Annotated in this window: 11 protein-coding genes and 2 rRNA genes; 7 read left to right on the plus strand and 6 right to left on the minus strand. The window is 60.0% G+C overall.

The genetic code is table 11. From position 1 onward, the window contains the following. Positions 1 to 189: 189 nt before the first annotated feature. The 3 genes from BFQ01_RS22130 (at position 190) to mrdA (ending at position 5,512) form a co-directional block, all read left to right on the plus strand. Positions 190 to 3,081 (plus strand): 23S ribosomal RNA (locus BFQ01_RS22130). A gap of 152 nt (positions 3,082 to 3,233) precedes the next feature. Then, positions 3,234 to 3,349: ribosomal RNA gene (gene rrf, locus BFQ01_RS22135) — 5S ribosomal RNA — on the plus strand. Between the two features lie 270 nt (positions 3,350 to 3,619). Beyond that, entirely contained in the window at positions 3,620 to 5,512 is a 1,893-nt protein-coding gene (mrdA, locus tag BFQ01_RS22140; protein WP_065926889.1) for a penicillin-binding protein 2, read from the plus strand. Position 5,513: 1 nt separating this feature from the next. On the opposite strand, the gene BFQ01_RS22145 is transcribed toward mrdA, so the two are convergent. Continuing rightward, entirely contained in the window at positions 5,514 to 5,915 is a 402-nt protein-coding gene (locus BFQ01_RS22145) for a GFA family protein (RefSeq protein ID WP_065926890.1), read from the minus strand. Positions 5,916 to 6,014: 99 nt separating this feature from the next. Between BFQ01_RS22145 and BFQ01_RS22150 the strand changes: the two genes are divergently transcribed. From BFQ01_RS22150 to BFQ01_RS22165, 4 genes are all read left to right on the plus strand, one after another. Continuing rightward, positions 6,015 to 6,482 carry an SRPBCC family protein gene (locus BFQ01_RS22150; RefSeq protein WP_065926891.1) on the plus strand — a complete coding sequence of 156 codons (468 nt, stop codon included), beginning with the start codon at positions 6,015 to 6,017 and terminating at the stop codon, positions 6,480 to 6,482. A gap of 138 nt (positions 6,483 to 6,620) precedes the next feature. Further along, positions 6,621 to 8,978, plus strand: coding sequence for a DNA polymerase II (locus tag BFQ01_RS22155; protein WP_065926892.1), 2,358 nt, complete (start codon positions 6,621 to 6,623; stop codon positions 8,976 to 8,978). A 31-nt stretch (positions 8,979 to 9,009) separates the two neighbouring features. Next, complete coding sequence (locus BFQ01_RS22160) at positions 9,010 to 9,642, plus strand: glutathione S-transferase family protein (protein WP_065926893.1); 633 nt, start codon at positions 9,010 to 9,012, stop codon at positions 9,640 to 9,642. A 164-nt stretch (positions 9,643 to 9,806) separates the two neighbouring features. Then, complete coding sequence (locus tag BFQ01_RS22165; RefSeq protein ID WP_065926894.1) at positions 9,807 to 10,382, plus strand: DUF4174 domain-containing protein; 576 nt, start codon at positions 9,807 to 9,809, stop codon at positions 10,380 to 10,382. 36 nt (positions 10,383 to 10,418) lie between these two features. Here the strand turns inward: BFQ01_RS22165 and BFQ01_RS22170 are convergent, their stop codons facing one another. The 5 genes from BFQ01_RS22170 to BFQ01_RS22190 all read right to left on the minus strand — a co-directional run bounded on the left by BFQ01_RS22170 (position 10,419) and on the right by BFQ01_RS22190 (position 16,745). Beyond that, on the minus strand, positions 10,419 to 11,453 hold the full coding sequence (locus BFQ01_RS22170) for an acyltransferase family protein (protein ID WP_083244918.1): 1,035 nt from the start codon (positions 11,451 to 11,453) through the stop codon (positions 10,419 to 10,421). A 141-nt stretch (positions 11,454 to 11,594) separates the two neighbouring features. Next, a complete protein-coding gene (locus tag BFQ01_RS22175; RefSeq protein WP_065926896.1) occupies positions 11,595 to 13,004 on the minus strand; it encodes a lipid II flippase MurJ in 1,410 nt (469 codons plus the stop codon). Further along, on the minus strand, positions 13,004 to 14,431 hold the full coding sequence (locus BFQ01_RS22180) for an O-antigen ligase family protein (RefSeq protein WP_027603097.1): 1,428 nt from the start codon (positions 14,429 to 14,431) through the stop codon (positions 13,004 to 13,006). Before BFQ01_RS22180 ends, BFQ01_RS22175 begins: the two co-directional genes overlap by 1 nt. A gap of 2 nt (positions 14,432 to 14,433) precedes the next feature. Continuing rightward, positions 14,434 to 15,537, minus strand: coding sequence for a glycosyltransferase family 4 protein (locus tag BFQ01_RS22185; RefSeq protein WP_065926897.1), 1,104 nt, complete (start codon positions 15,535 to 15,537; stop codon positions 14,434 to 14,436). Further along, on the minus strand, positions 15,528 to 16,745 hold the full coding sequence (locus BFQ01_RS22190) for a glycosyltransferase family 4 protein (protein ID WP_065926898.1): 1,218 nt from the start codon (positions 16,743 to 16,745) through the stop codon (positions 15,528 to 15,530). The genes BFQ01_RS22185 and BFQ01_RS22190 overlap by 10 nt, the downstream gene beginning before the upstream one ends. Positions 16,746 to 16,749: the final 4 nt, after the last annotated feature.

The raw sequence follows: 16,749 nt of genomic DNA on the forward strand, positions 1-16,749 counted from the left end.
TTGATTTCTAGTCTTTGATTAGATCGTTCTTTAAAAATTTGGGTATGTGATAGAAAGATAGACTGAACGTTACTTTCACTGGTAACGGCTCAGGCTAAGGTAAAATTTGTGAGTGGCTCTTAATTGAGTATGATCGAATTTTCGGCGAATGTCGTCTTCATAGTATAACCAGATTGCTTGGGGTTATATGGTCAAGTGAAGAAGCGCATACGGTGGATGCCTTGGCAGTCAGAGGCGATGAAAGACGTGGTAGCCTGCGAAAAGCTTCGGGGAGTCGGCAAACAGACTTTGATCCGGAGATGTCTGAATGGGGGAACCCAGCCATCATAAGATGGTTATCTTGTACTGAATACATAGGTGCAAGAGGCGAACCAGGGGAACTGAAACATCTAAGTACCCTGAGGAAAAGAAATCAACCGAGATTCCCTTAGTAGTGGCGAGCGAACGGGGACTAGCCCTTAAGTGGCTTTGAGATTAGCGGAACGCTCTGGAAAGTGCGGCCATAGTGGGTGATAGCCCTGTACGCGAAAATCTCTTAGTCATGAAATCGAGTAGGACGGAGCACGAGAAACTTTGTCTGAATATGGGGGGACCATCCTCCAAGGCTAAATACTACTGACTGACCGATAGTGAACTAGTACCGTGAGGGAAAGGCGAAAAGAACCCCGGAGAGGGGAGTGAAATAGATCCTGAAACCGTATGCGTACAAGCAGTGGGAGCCCACTTTGTTGGGTGACTGCGTACCTTTTGTATAATGGGTCAGCGACTTATTTTCAGTGGCGAGCTTAACCGAATAGGGGAGGCGTAGCGAAAGCGAGTCTTAATAGGGCGTCTAGTCGCTGGGAATAGACCCGAAACCGGGCGATCTATCCATGGGCAGGTTGAAGGTTGGGTAACACTAACTGGAGGACCGAACCGACTACCGTTGAAAAGTTAGCGGATGACCTGTGGATCGGAGTGAAAGGCTAATCAAGCTCGGAGATAGCTGGTTCTCCTCGAAAGCTATTTAGGTAGCGCCTCATGTATCACTGTAGGGGGTAGAGCACTGTTTCGGCTAGGGGGTCATCCCGACTTACCAAACCGATGCAAACTCCGAATACCTACAAGTGCCGAGCATGGGAGACACACGGCGGGTGCTAACGTCCGTCGTGAAAAGGGAAACAACCCAGACCGTCAGCTAAGGTCCCAAAGTTATGGTTAAGTGGGAAACGATGTGGGAAGGCTTAGACAGCTAGGAGGTTGGCTTAGAAGCAGCCACCCTTTAAAGAAAGCGTAATAGCTCACTAGTCGAGTCGGCCTGCGCGGAAGATGTAACGGGGCTCAAACCATACACCGAAGCTACGGGTATCACGTAAGTGATGCGGTAGAGGAGCGTTCTGTAAGCCTGTGAAGGTGAGTTGAGAAGCTTGCTGGAGGTATCAGAAGTGCGAATGCTGACATGAGTAACGATAATGGGTGTGAAAAACACCCACGCCGAAAGACCAAGGTTTCCTGCGCAACGTTAATCGACGCAGGGTTAGTCGGTCCCTAAGGCGAGGCTGAAAAGCGTAGTCGATGGAAAACAGGTTAATATTCCTGTACTTCTGGTTATTGCGATGGAGGGACGGAGAAGGCTAGGCCAGCTTGGCGTTGGTTGTCCAAGTTTAAGGTGGTAGGCTGGAATCTTAGGTAAATCCGGGATTCTAAGGCCGAGAGCTGATGACGAGTTAACTTTTAGTTAACGAAGTGGTTGATGCCATGCTTCCAAGAAAAGCTTCTAAGCTTCAGGTAACCAGGAACCGTACCCCAAACCGACACAGGTGGTTGGGTAGAGAATACCAAGGCGCTTGAGAGAACTCGGGTGAAGGAACTAGGCAAAATGGCACCGTAACTTCGGGAGAAGGTGCGCCGGTGAGGGTGAAGGACTTGCTCCGTAAGCTCATGCCGGTCGAAGATACCAGGCCGCTGCGACTGTTTATTAAAAACACAGCACTCTGCAAACACGAAAGTGGACGTATAGGGTGTGACGCCTGCCCGGTGCCGGAAGGTTAATTGATGGGGTTAGCTAACGCGAAGCTCTTGATCGAAGCCCCGGTAAACGGCGGCCGTAACTATAACGGTCCTAAGGTAGCGAAATTCCTTGTCGGGTAAGTTCCGACCTGCACGAATGGCGTAACGATGGCGGCGCTGTCTCCACCCGAGACTCAGTGAAATTGAAATCGCTGTGAAGATGCAGTGTATCCGCGGCTAGACGGAAAGACCCCGTGAACCTTTACTATAGCTTTGCACTGGACTTTGAATTTGCTTGTGTAGGATAGGTGGGAGGCTTTGAAGCGTGGACGCCAGTCTGCGTGGAGCCAACCTTGAAATACCACCCTGGCAACTTTGAGGTTCTAACTCAGGTCCGTTATCCGGATCGAGGACAGTGTATGGTGGGTAGTTTGACTGGGGCGGTCTCCTCCTAAAGAGTAACGGAGGAGTACGAAGGTGCGCTCAGACCGGTCGGAAATCGGTCGTAGAGTATAAAGGCAAAAGCGCGCTTGACTGCGAGACAGACACGTCGAGCAGGTACGAAAGTAGGTCTTAGTGATCCGGTGGTTCTGTATGGAAGGGCCATCGCTCAACGGATAAAAGGTACTCCGGGGATAACAGGCTGATACCGCCCAAGAGTTCATATCGACGGCGGTGTTTGGCACCTCGATGTCGGCTCATCACATCCTGGGGCTGAAGCCGGTCCCAAGGGTATGGCTGTTCGCCATTTAAAGTGGTACGCGAGCTGGGTTTAGAACGTCGTGAGACAGTTCGGTCCCTATCTGCCGTGGACGTTTGAGATTTGAGAGGGGCTGCTCCTAGTACGAGAGGACCGGAGTGGACGAACCTCTGGTGTTCCGGTTGTCACGCCAGTGGCATTGCCGGGTAGCTATGTTCGGAATAGATAACCGCTGAAAGCATCTAAGCGGGAAACTAGCCTCAAGATGAGATCTCACTGGGACCTTGAGTCCCCTGAAGGGCCGTCGAAGACTACGACGTTGATAGGTTGGGTGTGTAAGCGCTGTGAGGCGTTGAGCTAACCAATACTAATTGCCCGTGAGGCTTGACCATATAACACCCAAGCAATTTGCGTCGAAAGGCCAGATTGCGGTGTGTGAAGACGCAATGAACCGAAAGTTCGAGATTTCACAAAACACCGACAGCTGTCACATACCCAATTTGCTGAAGCGAGGCCAGCTGGCCACGACTCAGTACCCGAATTTCTTGACGACCATAGAGCATTGGAACCACCTGATCCCATCCCGAACTCAGCAGTGAAACGATGCATCGCCGATGGTAGTGTGGGGTTTCCCCATGTGAGAGTAGGTCATCGTCAAGATTAAATTCCGAAACCCCATTTGCGAAAGCAGATGGGGTTTTGTTTTGGGCGCTCGAAAAGTGGGTACGCCTAGGCGGATGAGCTGTTGAGTATCTTCAAGGGCAGCTGCCGTATCACCGTACCCGTCGAGAGGGAACTCACTTCAGAGTGCCGTTGGGGAATTCAATGCAAAGTGTTTCTGCATTTTTGGTATGGTGCAGCACATTTCCCAAGGACTGATCTTTCATCGCAGGATGCGGCGTCGACCTTCTTCAACGAGATGCTGTAGAAATGCCTGAACCGATACCGATTAAAGATCACGAAAAAGAAAACCGCCTGGTCAACAAGCGCCTGCTCGCTTGTGCGTTGTTGGTGATAGGCATTACGTGTGCCCTGGTGGGGCGTATGTATTTCCTTCAAGTCGTACAGTTCGACTACCACTCCACGATTTCTGAAAACAACCGCGTCCACGTGCTGCCCATCACTCCGACGCGCGGCCTTATCTATGACCGTAATGGCGTGGTGCTGGCCGATAACCGACCCAGCTACAACCTGACCATCACCCGCGAGCGCACCACTGACCTCAAGGGCGAACTCGACGCCATCGTCAACTTGCTGCACCTGCCTGTCGAAGACCGTGCGTTGTTCGACAAGGCCCTGAAGCAGGCACGGCACCCCTTCGTCCCCGTGACGTTGTTTTACGAGTTGACCGAAGAGCAAGTCGCATTGCTGGCGGTGAATGAGTTCCGCCTGCCAGGAGTAGATGTAGAGCCGCAATTCGTCCGTCACTACCCGCTGGGTGCGCATTTTGCCCACTCCATCGGCTATGTGGGGCGGATCAATGAGAAAGAATCCAAAGCCCTCGACTCGGTGGAGTACCGTGGCACGCAGTCCATCGGCAAAACCGGTATCGAGCGTTTCTACGAATCCGAACTGCATGGTCATGTCGGCTACGAAGAGGTCGAGACCAATGCCCAAGGCCGCGTACTCCGTGTGCTCAAGCACACCGACCCGATTCCTGGCAAAAATATCGTCCTAAGCCTCGACGTGAAGCTCCAGGAAGCTGCGGAAGAAGCCCTGGGTGATCGCCGTGGCTCAGTGGTTGCCCTCGATCCGCAAACCGGCGAAGTACTGGCCATGGTCAGTAAGCCGAGTTTTGATCCGAACCTGTTCGTCACCGGCATCAGTTTCAAGGAATATGCCGCCCTGCACGACTCCATTGACCGGCCGCTCTTCAACCGTGTCCTCCGGGGGCTCTATGCGCCGGGCTCGACCATCAAGCCGGAAGTGGCCATCGCTGGCCTCGACAGCGGTGTCGTCACCCCACAGACCCGTGTATTCGACCCCGGTTACTACCAGCTCCCCGACTTTGACCACAAATACCGCAATTGGAACCACAGCGGCGACGGCTGGGTAGACATGGACGCTGCCATCATGCGTTCCAACGACACTTACTTTTACGACCTTGCTCACAAACTCGGCATCGACCGTCTGCACGACTACCTGGCGGAGTTTGGCCTGGGCCAGAAAGTCTCCCTGGACATGTTCGAAGAGTCCGCTGGCTTGATGCCATCCCAGGCTTGGAAGCGCGCCACGCGGCGCCAACCCTGGTTCCCGGGCGAAACCGTGATCCTCGGCATTGGCCAGGGGTATATGCAAGTCACTCCGCTGCAATTGGCCCAGGCCACGGCGTTGATCGCCAACAAGGGTGTGTGGAATCGCCCGCACCTGGCCAAGACGATCAATGGTGAGCCGCCGGTGGACCAGAATCCAATGCCCAACGTCGTCCTCAAGGATCCGCGTGATTGGGAGCAGGTCAATCACGGTATGCAGTTGGTGATGCATGACCCGCGAGGTATCGCCCGGGCCGCCGCACAAGGGGCGCAATACCGCATTGCCGGCAAGAGCGGTACTGCGCAAGTGGTTGCGATCAAGCAAGGTGAGCGTTACAACCGCGAAAAAACCCTGGAGCGCCATCGCGACAACGCGTTGTTCGTTGGCTTCGCTCCGGCCGAACATCCGAAGATCGTGATTTCGGTGATGATCGAAAACGGTGAGGCCGGTGGTCGCGTCGCGGGTCCGGTGGTGCGGCAAATCATGGATGCGTGGCTACTCGACCAGGACGGTCACCTGAAGCCGCAATATGCGACGCCGGCAAAAGCGCCAGGTGACCCCCACGTCTAAATCATGCCTTCCACTCGTCCCATTGCTCTATGCCTTCATGGTCAAGCCAGGGCACATCATGGGCCATCCAGATGTGCGAGGTGGGCCTGACGCCCGGATCATCGTCCAGCGTCGCCACCCGCACGATCACATGGGGCTGATGCCCACGTTCTGCTATCAGATGTGAGCCACAGCGCGAGCAGAAATGCCTGAGCTTGCCCGGCGAAGATTCAAAGGACGCCAACAGTTCCTCCCCCAGCGTCCAGCGAAAATGTTCGCGCATTACTCCTGCGGTGGCGACAAACGGTGCCGCATGTATTTTGCGGCAGCTTGCGCAGTGGCAGTGGCTGATAGGCATGTCCAACTGGTCCACCTGATAGCGGACACCTTTGCAGAAGCAACTTCCATTCAATGGGTCAGTCATAAACGTATTGCCGGTTCAAGGACGGGGTCATCATGATTGCTTACAACCTGAGGTTGCGCATTATTTGGTGTCGCCTACTGTCAATGGAGGAGGTGACTTATGCACGTATTAGATCGCATTGAGCGAAAAGTTCTGCTGAACGCTTCACGTAAACAGGTCTGGGAAGCGCTCACCAATGCCGAGCAATTCGGCGATTGGTTTGGCATCGCCCTCAAGGGCAAAGCCTTTGTGGCAGGGGAAACCATAGAGGCGCCGATTACCTACCCAGGTTACGAACACGTGATCTGGAAAGCCAAAATCGAACGCATCCTGCCGCAAACGTTGTTCTCTTTCTGGTGGCACCCCTTCGCGGTAGAAAAGGGCGTCGACTACGACAAGGAAACCCCGACACTGGTTGAATTCACCATTGAGGATCGGGCGCCGGGCATTTTGCTGCGGGTGGTTGAATCCGGTTTCGACGCGGTGCCGGAGGCTCGTCGGCAAAAAGCCTTCAAGATGAATTCCCGTGGCTGGGACGAGCAGATGGGCAATATCGAAAACTATTTGAGCAAAACACGTCGGGCGTGAGCTGGAGAAATGGCACCATTGCGGTGCCCGCTTTCGCCGCCTTTAGAAGTCCACCGCTTGCGTGCGCGTTTACCTGCCGCGTTTGCGCAGATGCCGCGTAGAATCAACGCCTGAAAGCTATTCCTGAGGTGCGGTACGGTGGATTTACAGCAGGGTTTTGTCCTGACCCGGCATTGGCGCGATACCCCGGCGGGCACGGAGGTCAGTTTCTGGCTGGCCACAGACCAGGGGCCACGGTTTATCCGCCTACCCGTGCAGACCTCGGTGATGTTCATTCCCGAGGCCCATCGCAAGCCGCTGGATTGGTTGCTCAAAGGCGAACGCGATATCGAATTGCGCCCGCTGCAACTCTGCGATTTCCATCACCGCCCGGTCCTGGGCCTCTACACGCGCCAGCATCGCCAGTTGATGGACGTGGAAAAGCGCGTGCGCGCCGCCGGTGTCGATGTCTACGAAGCCGATGTGCGCCCGCCGGAACGCTACATGATGGAGCGTTTCATCACCGCTCCGGTCTGGTTCGGTGGGACACCGGATGCCAGTGGTGCCCTGTGCGATGCGCAGATGAAGCCCGCGCCCGACTACCGCCCGCCGCTCAAGCTGGTGTCCCTGGACATCGAGACCACCGCCCAGGGCGACCTCTATTCCATCGCCCTCGAAGGCTGCGGCGAACGCCAGGTGTACATGCTCGGCCCGCCGAACAAGACTGACGCGGTGGATTTCAAGCTCGACTACTGCGACACCCGCGCTCAACTGCTCGAATGCCTCAACCAATGGCTCGCCACCCATGACCCCGATGCAATCATCGGCTGGAATGTGGTGCAGTTCGACCTGCGCGTACTCCACGAACATGCCCAGCGCCTCAACGTACCGTTGATGCTCGGTCGCGGCGATGAGCCCATGGCCTGGCGCGAACACGGCAGCCGCAACCATTACTTCGCCGCAGCGGCGGGGCGTCTGATCATCGACGGTATCGAGGCCCTGCGTTCGGCCACCTGGAGTTTCGAATCCTTCAGCCTGGAAAACGTCGCGCAAACCCTGCTCGGCGAGGGCAAGGACATCTCCACACCGTATCAACGCATGGACGAAATCAACCGCATGTTCGCCGAGGACAAGCCCGCCCTGGCGCGTTACAACCTCAAGGACTGCGAGCTGGTCACGCGGATTTTCGAGAAGACCGAACTGCTCAAGTTCCTGCTCGAACGCGCCAGCGTCACCGGGTTGCCGGCCGACCGCAACGGCGGCTCGGTGGCGGCGTTTACCCACCTGTACATGCCGCTGATGCACCGCCAGGGCTTCGTCGCGCCGAACCTGGGCGACAAACCACCCCAGGCCAGCCCCGGCGGGTTTGTCATGGATTCGCGTCCTGGCCTCTACGAATCGGTGCTGGTGCTCGATTACAAAAGCCTTTACCCGTCGATCATCCGCAGCTTCCTGATCGACCCGGTGGGCCTGATCGAAGGCCTCAAGCACCCCGACGACAGCGACTCCGTCGAAGGCTTTCGCGGTGCACGCTTTTCTCGCACCCGGCACTGCCTGCCGGCCATCGTTGCGCGTGTCTCCGAAGGTCGCGAAGAGGCCAAGCGTGAGCACAACGCGCCGCTGTCCCAGGCGCTGAAAATCATCATGAATGCGTTCTACGGCGTACTCGGTTCCAGCGGTTGCCGCTTTTTCGATACACGACTGGCTTCGTCGATCACGATGCGCGGCCACCAGATCATGCGCCAGACCCGCGAACTGGTTGAAGCCCAGGGGTATGAGGTGATCTACGGCGACACCGACTCCACCTTCGTGTGGCTCGGCAGCGCGCATTCCCAGGACGACGCCAGCCGTATCGGCCAGGCGCTGGTCAAGCACGTCAACACCTGGTGGCGTGAGCACCTGCACAGCGCGTTCGGCCTGCAAAGTGCCCTGGAGCTGCAATACGAAACCCACTTCAGCCGCTTCCTGATGCCGACCATTCGCGGCGCGGAGGAGGGCAGCAAGAAGCGCTACGCCGGCCTGGTGGTACGTGCCGACGGCAGCGAAGAGATGATCTACAAAGGCCTGGAGACCGTACGCAGCGACTGGTCGCCCCTGGCCCGCCGGTTCCAGCAGGAACTCTACCAGCGCATCTTCCACCGCCAGCCCCATCAGGACTACATACGCGACTACGTGCGCCGCACCTTGAGCGGCGAGTTCGATGAACTGCTGATCTACCGCAAACGTCTGCGCCGTCAACTGGATGACTACGAGCGCAACGTGCCGCCCCATGTACGCGCGGCGCGCCTGGCCGATGAATACAACGACCGCCTGGGGCGCCCGCGCCAGTACCAGCGCGGCGGCTGGATCCGCTATGTGATCAGCGTCAACGGCCCCGAACCGCTGGAAGTACGCCAGGCGCCGATTGATTACGACCACTACGTCACCCGGCAATTGCAACCGGTCGCAGATGCCATCCTGCCGTTCGTGAGTGACGATTTCAGCACCCTGGTCGGCGGGCAAATGGGCTTGTTCTAAAATTCTTGATTCATCCAATGGAGGAAAGGCTATGTACACACTCTATGGCATCGACGAATCCGGCTCCTGCATGATTGAAATCGCCCTGCAACGGTGCGCGGTACCATGGCGACGGGTGGACGCCGCCTCCTGGGCCGACGGCGAGGGCAGTGATGAGCTTGCCCGTATCAACCCGCTCAAACAGGTGCCCACCCTGGTTATCCCCGATGGACAGGTGCTGACGGAAAGTGCCGCGATCCTGATCCACCTGGGCCTGGCGTTTCCCGATGCGCATCTGCTGGGCGGCGACCGTGACCAGATCATCCGCGGCCTGGTGTACATCGCGGCCAATTGCTATTCGGCGATTGGCATCATTGACTACCCGCAACGCTGGGTGGGCAATGCCGATGAAGCGGTGCAGGCGCAATTGGTCGCGGGCACGCGTCGCTATCTGCATCAGGCCTGGGTGGTGTTTGCCGAACAGTTTGCCGGCCAACTGTTCGCGTCCAACGGCGAACCGAATGCGCTGGGCATCATGGCGGCGGCGGTGTCGCGCTGGGATGAGGCGCGTGAGGCCTTGACTGCCCTGGCGCCAGGCTTTGCCCAGACCCTGGCGCAGGTGGATGCCGACCCGATCGTGGCGCCTGTCTTTGCCCGCCATTGGCCGGGCTGGAAGGTCTCGTAATGTTTCCGCAATCAAGGGAAACAATGCCGCATGTCGCCGCCAAGCCCTTGCGGAGCGGGCGTCCTGACCTACGCTTTCTGAACGCGGTGTAGGAATCATCCTTGAATTTGACTGTCGCAGACATGAAACTCAAGAACCCTGCATGGAATTCAAAGGAGGTGCGCATGCTCATCCGGTCGCTGACCCTGGCTACCTTGATGGCTTTTACGGGGCCGCTGTTGGCTGCTGATGATATCAACCCGCTCAAGCAGGACCTGGGCAAAGCCCGGCCACTGGTGGTGGTGGAGCTTGATTCCGGCAACGACACACTGGCGACCCTCAAGAAACAACTGGACGAGCCTGCCACCAAGCAGTCCTTTGAAGAGCGCAGCATGGTGTTCTACACCGTGAAGTTTGGCAGCATCGGTGCCGAAGGGGAGAAGTTCGCCAAGGACCCCAAGGACAACAAGAAGCTCACGCCGCCCGAGACCAATGCGCTGATCCGCGCCCTCAAACTGGGTGCCGGCAGCGGCACCAAAGTGATCCTGGTGGGCAAGGATGGCGAGAAGAAAGTCGAGAAGACCGTGCCACCGGATACCCTCGATTTGAAAGAGTTTTTCAGCGCCATCGACCAGATGCCGATGGCCGAGAAAGAAACCGCCGCCGCCCCGGAACCCGAGCCCGTTGCACCGGCTCCGGCCAAGGGCGCCAAGCCGGCGAAACACGCCGGCAAGCCCGCCGCGCAACAACTGGATGACTGAACCCGATACCCGGTAGGAGCACGCTCGCTCCTACCGTTATCTGGCAGCCTTGCGCAGCGGAAATGGAAAGTAGAAAAACCGCAGGAATGCCACCCGCTTGATCACTTCCCCGATCAACAACGGCACCACTACCGCCACCACAAAACCGATGCAGGCCGCGACAAACGCGTGCAGTCCCAGACGCTCCATCAAATCGAATGTCTTGTGCTGGATCTCCCCATGGAAGATCAGCAGGATCAGGGTCGACTGGCCGATGTAGGTCATGACCCGGGTGATCAGGGCCGACGCCATCAGCACCCGCGCCAACGCCCAGCACAGGTACACCCCAATCACCGCCAGCAGGCTGGTCCACAGCCAGTGGTCGTAGCGACGCTGCGCCAGGTCCATGGTATCGCCCCGGTAGAGGAACACCGCCGCGAACAGCGCCACCGACACCAGCAGGGTCAGCAGTGACCCCGCATGGGTACGCAGCCAGTCACGCAGCAGGTAGCCGTAGACGAAACACGCGCTGCTGATCAGGGTGATATCCAGGCTGAAGGGCAAGCCGGGCAGCACCCAGGTTTGCCCGCCGAGAGTCACCGGCAGTTGCCAGAACCACGGCAGCATCCAGATGCCGATCAGCAGCGGCACCAGCATCACTGCACAGCTCACCGCCAGCGGCAGGCGCTGAATCAGCCGCAGTACCGCCCAACTGAAGAGGATCGCCACCCAGAAGTGCGGCAAAAACCACAGCGCCTGCCAGGGGATGGTGTCCACCGAGGCGTACAGCACGCCGCCGATATCCGGCAGCAGCGGTTGGCCGCGCAGCACATCGCGCATGATCACATACACCAGCATGGTGAAGAAAAACGGCTTGAGCAGGCCGTCGGCCTTACGCACCGCCATCTCGACAAACGGCTGTTCAGGTTTGAAAAACACCCCCGACAGAAAGAAGAACAATGGCAGTACGAACGACGCCAGGATCGGGTACATCAAGTCCGGCGACGTGGCGACAAACCAACTGTGGGCGTACACGATCACCAGGATGCCGATGCCCTTGGCGATATCCATTTGAATCCAGCGATTTTTCACCTGAGTGCTCCCGATCTATAAACTCCACCGCCCCTGTAGGAGCTGGCTTGCCAGCGAAGAACGCAAGGGCACCACGTGCATCCAGAATGCCCGCGTTATCGTTGACGATTTTCGCTGGCAAGCCAGCTCCTACAATAAGCGTCATGCCTTGCGCCACGGCTTGAGCCACAGCCCCATGCCGAGCAGCACCATGGCGCCCGCCAGGGTGCTCAGCCCCAGTTGCAGCCACACGCCCTCAATACCAAACAGCATCAGCGCCGCCAGCCCCATCAGCAGCCCACTGAGCAGCCAATGCCGGGCCCACGGCAGGGCGCCAATCAAGGCCTGGCGCTGCATCAGCAACAGTGCGGTGCAGAGCACGCCGGCCAGTGCGGCCAAGGGGATGCCGGCCAGGCCGAACACCCAGGGCAGCGCTCCCAGCAACAACACGTTGACCAGGCTGCCCAGCAACTCGCAGCGCAGCGGCTGGCGCGTATCGCCGGCGGCGTAGGCATAGCGCGCGAGCAAGGCGTTCCAGGCGCCGAACACCAACGGCACGGCAAACCAGGCCAGCAGCAGCGGCAACGGCGAATCCGCCGATTGCCTGGGCAGCAGCAGCGCCACCAGGCTCGGGGCTGCCGCCACCAGGCCGACACCGGCAGGCAGGGTCAGTACGCTGGCGGTTTCCAGGCCGCGCTTGAGCAGGGCCAGGCGCTCATCGCCCTGACGGCGGCTCATCATGCCCAGCAGTACCTGGTTGAGACTCATCAGCGCAATCAGCGGCAGGTTCATCAGCTTGCGCGCCAGGTTGACCCAGGTCACCGCGCCTTCGCCCAGCAGCGATGCCACCAGCCGCTCGATCAGCGCCAACCCCTGGCTGGCGCCATTGCTCAGCAACAGCGGTCCGATGCGCTGGCCCAGCTCCCGCAAGGGTGCGACGCTCAGTTGCCAGCGCCATGGCCGCCAGCCTTGGCGCCACACCGACGGCAACAGCGCCAGCGGCATCAACAGGCTGCCGGCCAGGCAGGCCAGGGCCAGCGCGTGCGGTTGGCTGGTAGTGCCCGCGAGGGCGAGGTACGTCACCGGCGGCAGGTTGAACAGCAACGAGCCCAGCCCCGCGAGGACAAAACGTTCGCTGGCCTGCAAGGGAATGCTGAACAGCCCATGCAATATCAAGCCCGGCACACACCAGGCGACGATCTGCAGGTTGCTGCTGGCCAAGGCTGTGGCGGTGTCGGCCAACCCCGGGCCGAGCATTTGCACCAGCCACGGTGCCAACAGCGTCAGCAGCAGGCTGATGACCAGCGCGATCAGCAGCAACGCCGGGAACAGCACCGCCAGCCACTCCAGGCGTTCGCCATGCTTGCGTTGCAGGTACAACGGCAGCGCGGCGGCGCTCAGCACACCGCCGGCCAACGACATGCGCAGCGCTTCCGGCAAAAACAGCGCGATCAGGAAGGCATCGCTGCGCTCTCCGGCGCCCCAGGCCGCCACCAGCAGCCATTCACGGGCAAATCCCAGGCACAGGCCCACCAGGGTCGCCAATGTCAGCCAGGCGGCAGAGCCGAGCATCAGGGCCGTGCCCCATCAGGCAGGTGTTTGCGGTAGGCCACGGTCTTCACTTGCGGCAGCCGCGCCGGAAACAACCGCCGCGCCTCCAGTACATTGATGCCCACCATCAGCCAGAACAACGCCACCATCACCACCGCAAAACTGAAGTAGTGGTCGAACAGGCCGCTGACCAGCGCCGACAGAATCCCGCCGGTGGTGCCCAGCCACAGGGCATTGTCCTTGGTCAGGCGGATCGGGCCTTTTTGCGGACGCGCCTCACGCCACCAGCGCACGGTCACCGCCACAAAGAACAGCATGCCGACGATGCCGGTCTTGTAGATGAAGTTCAGCCACAGGTTGGAGATCCCCAGCAGGTGGGTACCCGGTACCGGCGGGTCAACCTTGAAGCCGATCCCGAACGGATAGGACACCACCGCCTGCGGGAACATGCGGTACTCGTCGAACCGCACTTCGGTACTGGCGTTGTCCGACGAGAAAATCGTCGCCAGGCGTTCCTGTAACGGTGGGTAGGCCATTACCAGTGCCACGGTCAGCGCCGCGCCGATCATCAGCAGGCGCCCAGTGTAGGGCACGCGGCGCGTAGCCATCCACACCAGCACCAACGCCAGGCTGACCATCGCGCCGCGGCTGCTGGCCAACAGCAACGCGGCCGCGCCCAGGCAGGCGACGCCCAGGCCCAGCGCACGTTTCCAGCCCTGTTCGGTCACGCCGAAGCAGAAGGCCAGGGGCAGCAGCAATGCCATGATCCCGCCGATGGCATTCGGGTGCATCCACGGCGAACCCATGCGCGAAGACATGGCCTCCAGGCCGAATTTCAACATGTCGAAGTTGCCGTAGTTGAACAACGCCAGAATCGGCGCAATGCCAGCCCCGGAGCGCGTGCGCACGAACACCGCAATCGACAGCACCAGCATCGCCAGGCTGCCCAGCAACAGGGCGATGACCAAGGATTCACGCTGCTTGCGGTCCACCAGCAACCTGGCGCAGAGAAACACTGCCGACAGGCTCAGCAACCAGCGCAGCCAGTTGGCCACGCCGCTGCTGTCGGCGTGGACGGTGACCTGGCCGACGATGAACGGGAACACGCTGAACAGCATCAGCCACAGCAGCATCTGGTCGGTGGGACGGCGGGTCAGGCTGGGCGTATCGGGCAGGCGGGCCAGGAAGTTGTGCCACAGCACCGCGCCCCAGGTCAGGGCCAGGATCGCTTCGCTGACGGTGCTGCGGATCCCCAGGTTGATAGTCGAGTACGGCATGAACGTGGCGATCATGGCGAACAACAACAGCCCCCACAACGGAAAGCGCAGGATGGTCACTGCCCCCGCCAGGCCGACCACGGCCAGGAACGCCTTGGCCGGCGACAGCAACAGGGCGAGGGCGCCAAACAGCAGGCCGAAGAGGATCGCGACGAGGCTTGCCAGGTTCACTCTCACTGAAGTTCCTCGATCAGTTCGGTCAGGCGCTGGCGATAGGCATGATGGTTGAAACGTTGCGCCCACAGGCGCCGTTGCTCGGCGCAGTCTTCATCCGGCCGCGCGCCCAGGCTGAGCATCAATTGCACCAGCGCCGGGCCATCGATGGGCGAAAAGCGCGGGGCCGACGGCGGGGTGATTTCATCCAGCGAAGTGCCGCTCGCCACCGCCACCGGCGTACCGACGCTCAGGGCCTCGATCACCGGCAGGCCAAAGCCTTCGGCATAGGACGGCTGCCACAGGCGTGACGCCTGGCGGTAAAGCGCCTGCAACTCGGCGTCCGACACGCCGCTCAGCGCACGAATCCCCGGCAATGTGCGCTGGGCTTCGGGCAAGTGTTCCAAACTGCCCACCAGCACCAACTCCGGCACCGAAGGGGATTGGCGCCGCGCCTGCTGCCAGGCGTCCACCAAAAACGGCACGTTCTTGCGCAACTCGCGGGTGCCCACCAGCAGCCAGTAGTGCTCGGGCAATTGATGCCGGCTCATGTCCGCCACCAGCCCGGCAAAGCCATCGACCTGATTGGGCAGCACACGAATCTTGCCCACCGCCTTGGGAAACAGCCGCGCGGTTTCATCGGCGCTGTACTGCGACGGCGTCCACACGCGGTCGGCGCTGTGCACCGCGTAGGCAATCGACAGGCGATCGCTGGTCTTGTAGATCAGCGCCTTCAAGCGGTTGGCATGGTAGTTGTCCAGGGTGATCTGGAACAGGTCATGCAGCAGCACCACCGTGCGCAAGCCTTTCGGTTTGGGCGGCAAGGGCAGGCCCATATTGAAGGTGCTGATGTACAGGTCGATACGCTCCTCGCGCAAGGCGCGCGGCAGAAAACCGGCCTCAAAGCGCAGACGATTCTGCGGCTGGTGCATGGCGGTCTTGGCACAGCCCCACGCCGGGCAGTGGGCCTGCAGGCGCGTTTCATCGCCCAGTGGTGCCACGGTAAACCGTTCAAGCTCGATGCCCGGCAAGGTGTGCAGGGCGCTTTCCAGTGCATACACCTGGCGGCTGATGCCCGATTGCGGCGAGGTGCCGACGGTGCGGTAATCCAGGCCTATACGCATGCGGGCTCCCTCTGGCTCAGCGGCACGAGGGTGGCGTACACCTGCTCCAATTGGCTGGCGGCGACGCTCCAGTCATGGGCGCGGCGTACGTAGGCGCGGCCCGCCTCACCCATGGGCGCGGCGGCTTCAGGGCATTGCAGCAGGCGCACCACGGCATCGGCCAGGTCGTCGGCGCTTTGCCCACCGAGGTAGTCCAGGCCTTCCACCAGGTCCAACCCCGACACGCCTTGTTCGGTGCTGGCCAGCGGCAGGCCGGCGGCCAGGGCTTCGAGCACCTTGAGCTTGGAGCCGCCGCCGTGGCGCAACGGCGCCAGGAACACCGAACAGCTCGATTGCAGGTCGAGCAGGTTGGGCACGAAGCCTTGCCACTCGATACGCGGGTCTTTCCAACGCTCGCGCCAGTTGCCGGGCATGCCGAAGCCGCACACGCTCATGCGCGCATCCGCACAGCGCGCCCAGACTTTGGGCAGGATTTCATCCAGGGCCCATTCGATGGCGTCCACGTTCGGCGCGTATTCATAGTTGCCGAGGAACAGCACGCGGCGTGTCGACGGGTCGGGATGGGCGGCGGCGAAGTGATCGCAGTCCACGCCATTGACCACCACCGGTACGGGTTTGCCGGCGATTTTTTCCAGGACGTGCGCATCGTTTTGAGTGACCGCCACCACCTGCGCGGCCTGGCGCATCACCCGGCGTTCCCAGCGGGCATAGCGCCATTGATCGTAGCGAATGAACGGCAGCGACCAACGCGGCAAACGGTCGTAGGTGGCCGCGCCCAGGGCCGACTCCACATTGTGTTCGGTCAGCACAAAGGGCTGTGATTTACGCGCCAGCGCATCTTCGTAAGGCTGGAAACTGTAGCTGTGCTCGATCTGCACCACGTCCCACTGCTCACCCAGCAACCAGTTGAAGGTGTCCTGCAACTCGCCCGCCAGCCCATTCACGCTGGCCAGCAGCGGGTAGGGTGCAAACAGCCCCGCCACCAGGGTCTTGAGGCTGCGCAACGGCCGGCGCGGCAGGATGATCAACTGTTCGACAAACGCTTCCAGCACCTGGCGGTCGGCAAGGGACACCGGATGCTTGTCATGCAGCAGCAAGGTGATCCGATGCCCCCGCGCCGCCAGGCTGCGCAGCAGGTGGAACTGGCGCGTCTTGCCGCCGCTGGTGGCGGGCCAGGGCGAGTAGGGCAGGATCCATAAAATGCGCATGGCG

It is taken from the genome of Pseudomonas sp. 8 R 14 (assembly GCF_900005955.1).
In the GTDB taxonomy this organism is placed as follows: domain Bacteria; phylum Pseudomonadota; class Gammaproteobacteria; order Pseudomonadales; family Pseudomonadaceae; genus Aquipseudomonas; species Aquipseudomonas marginalis.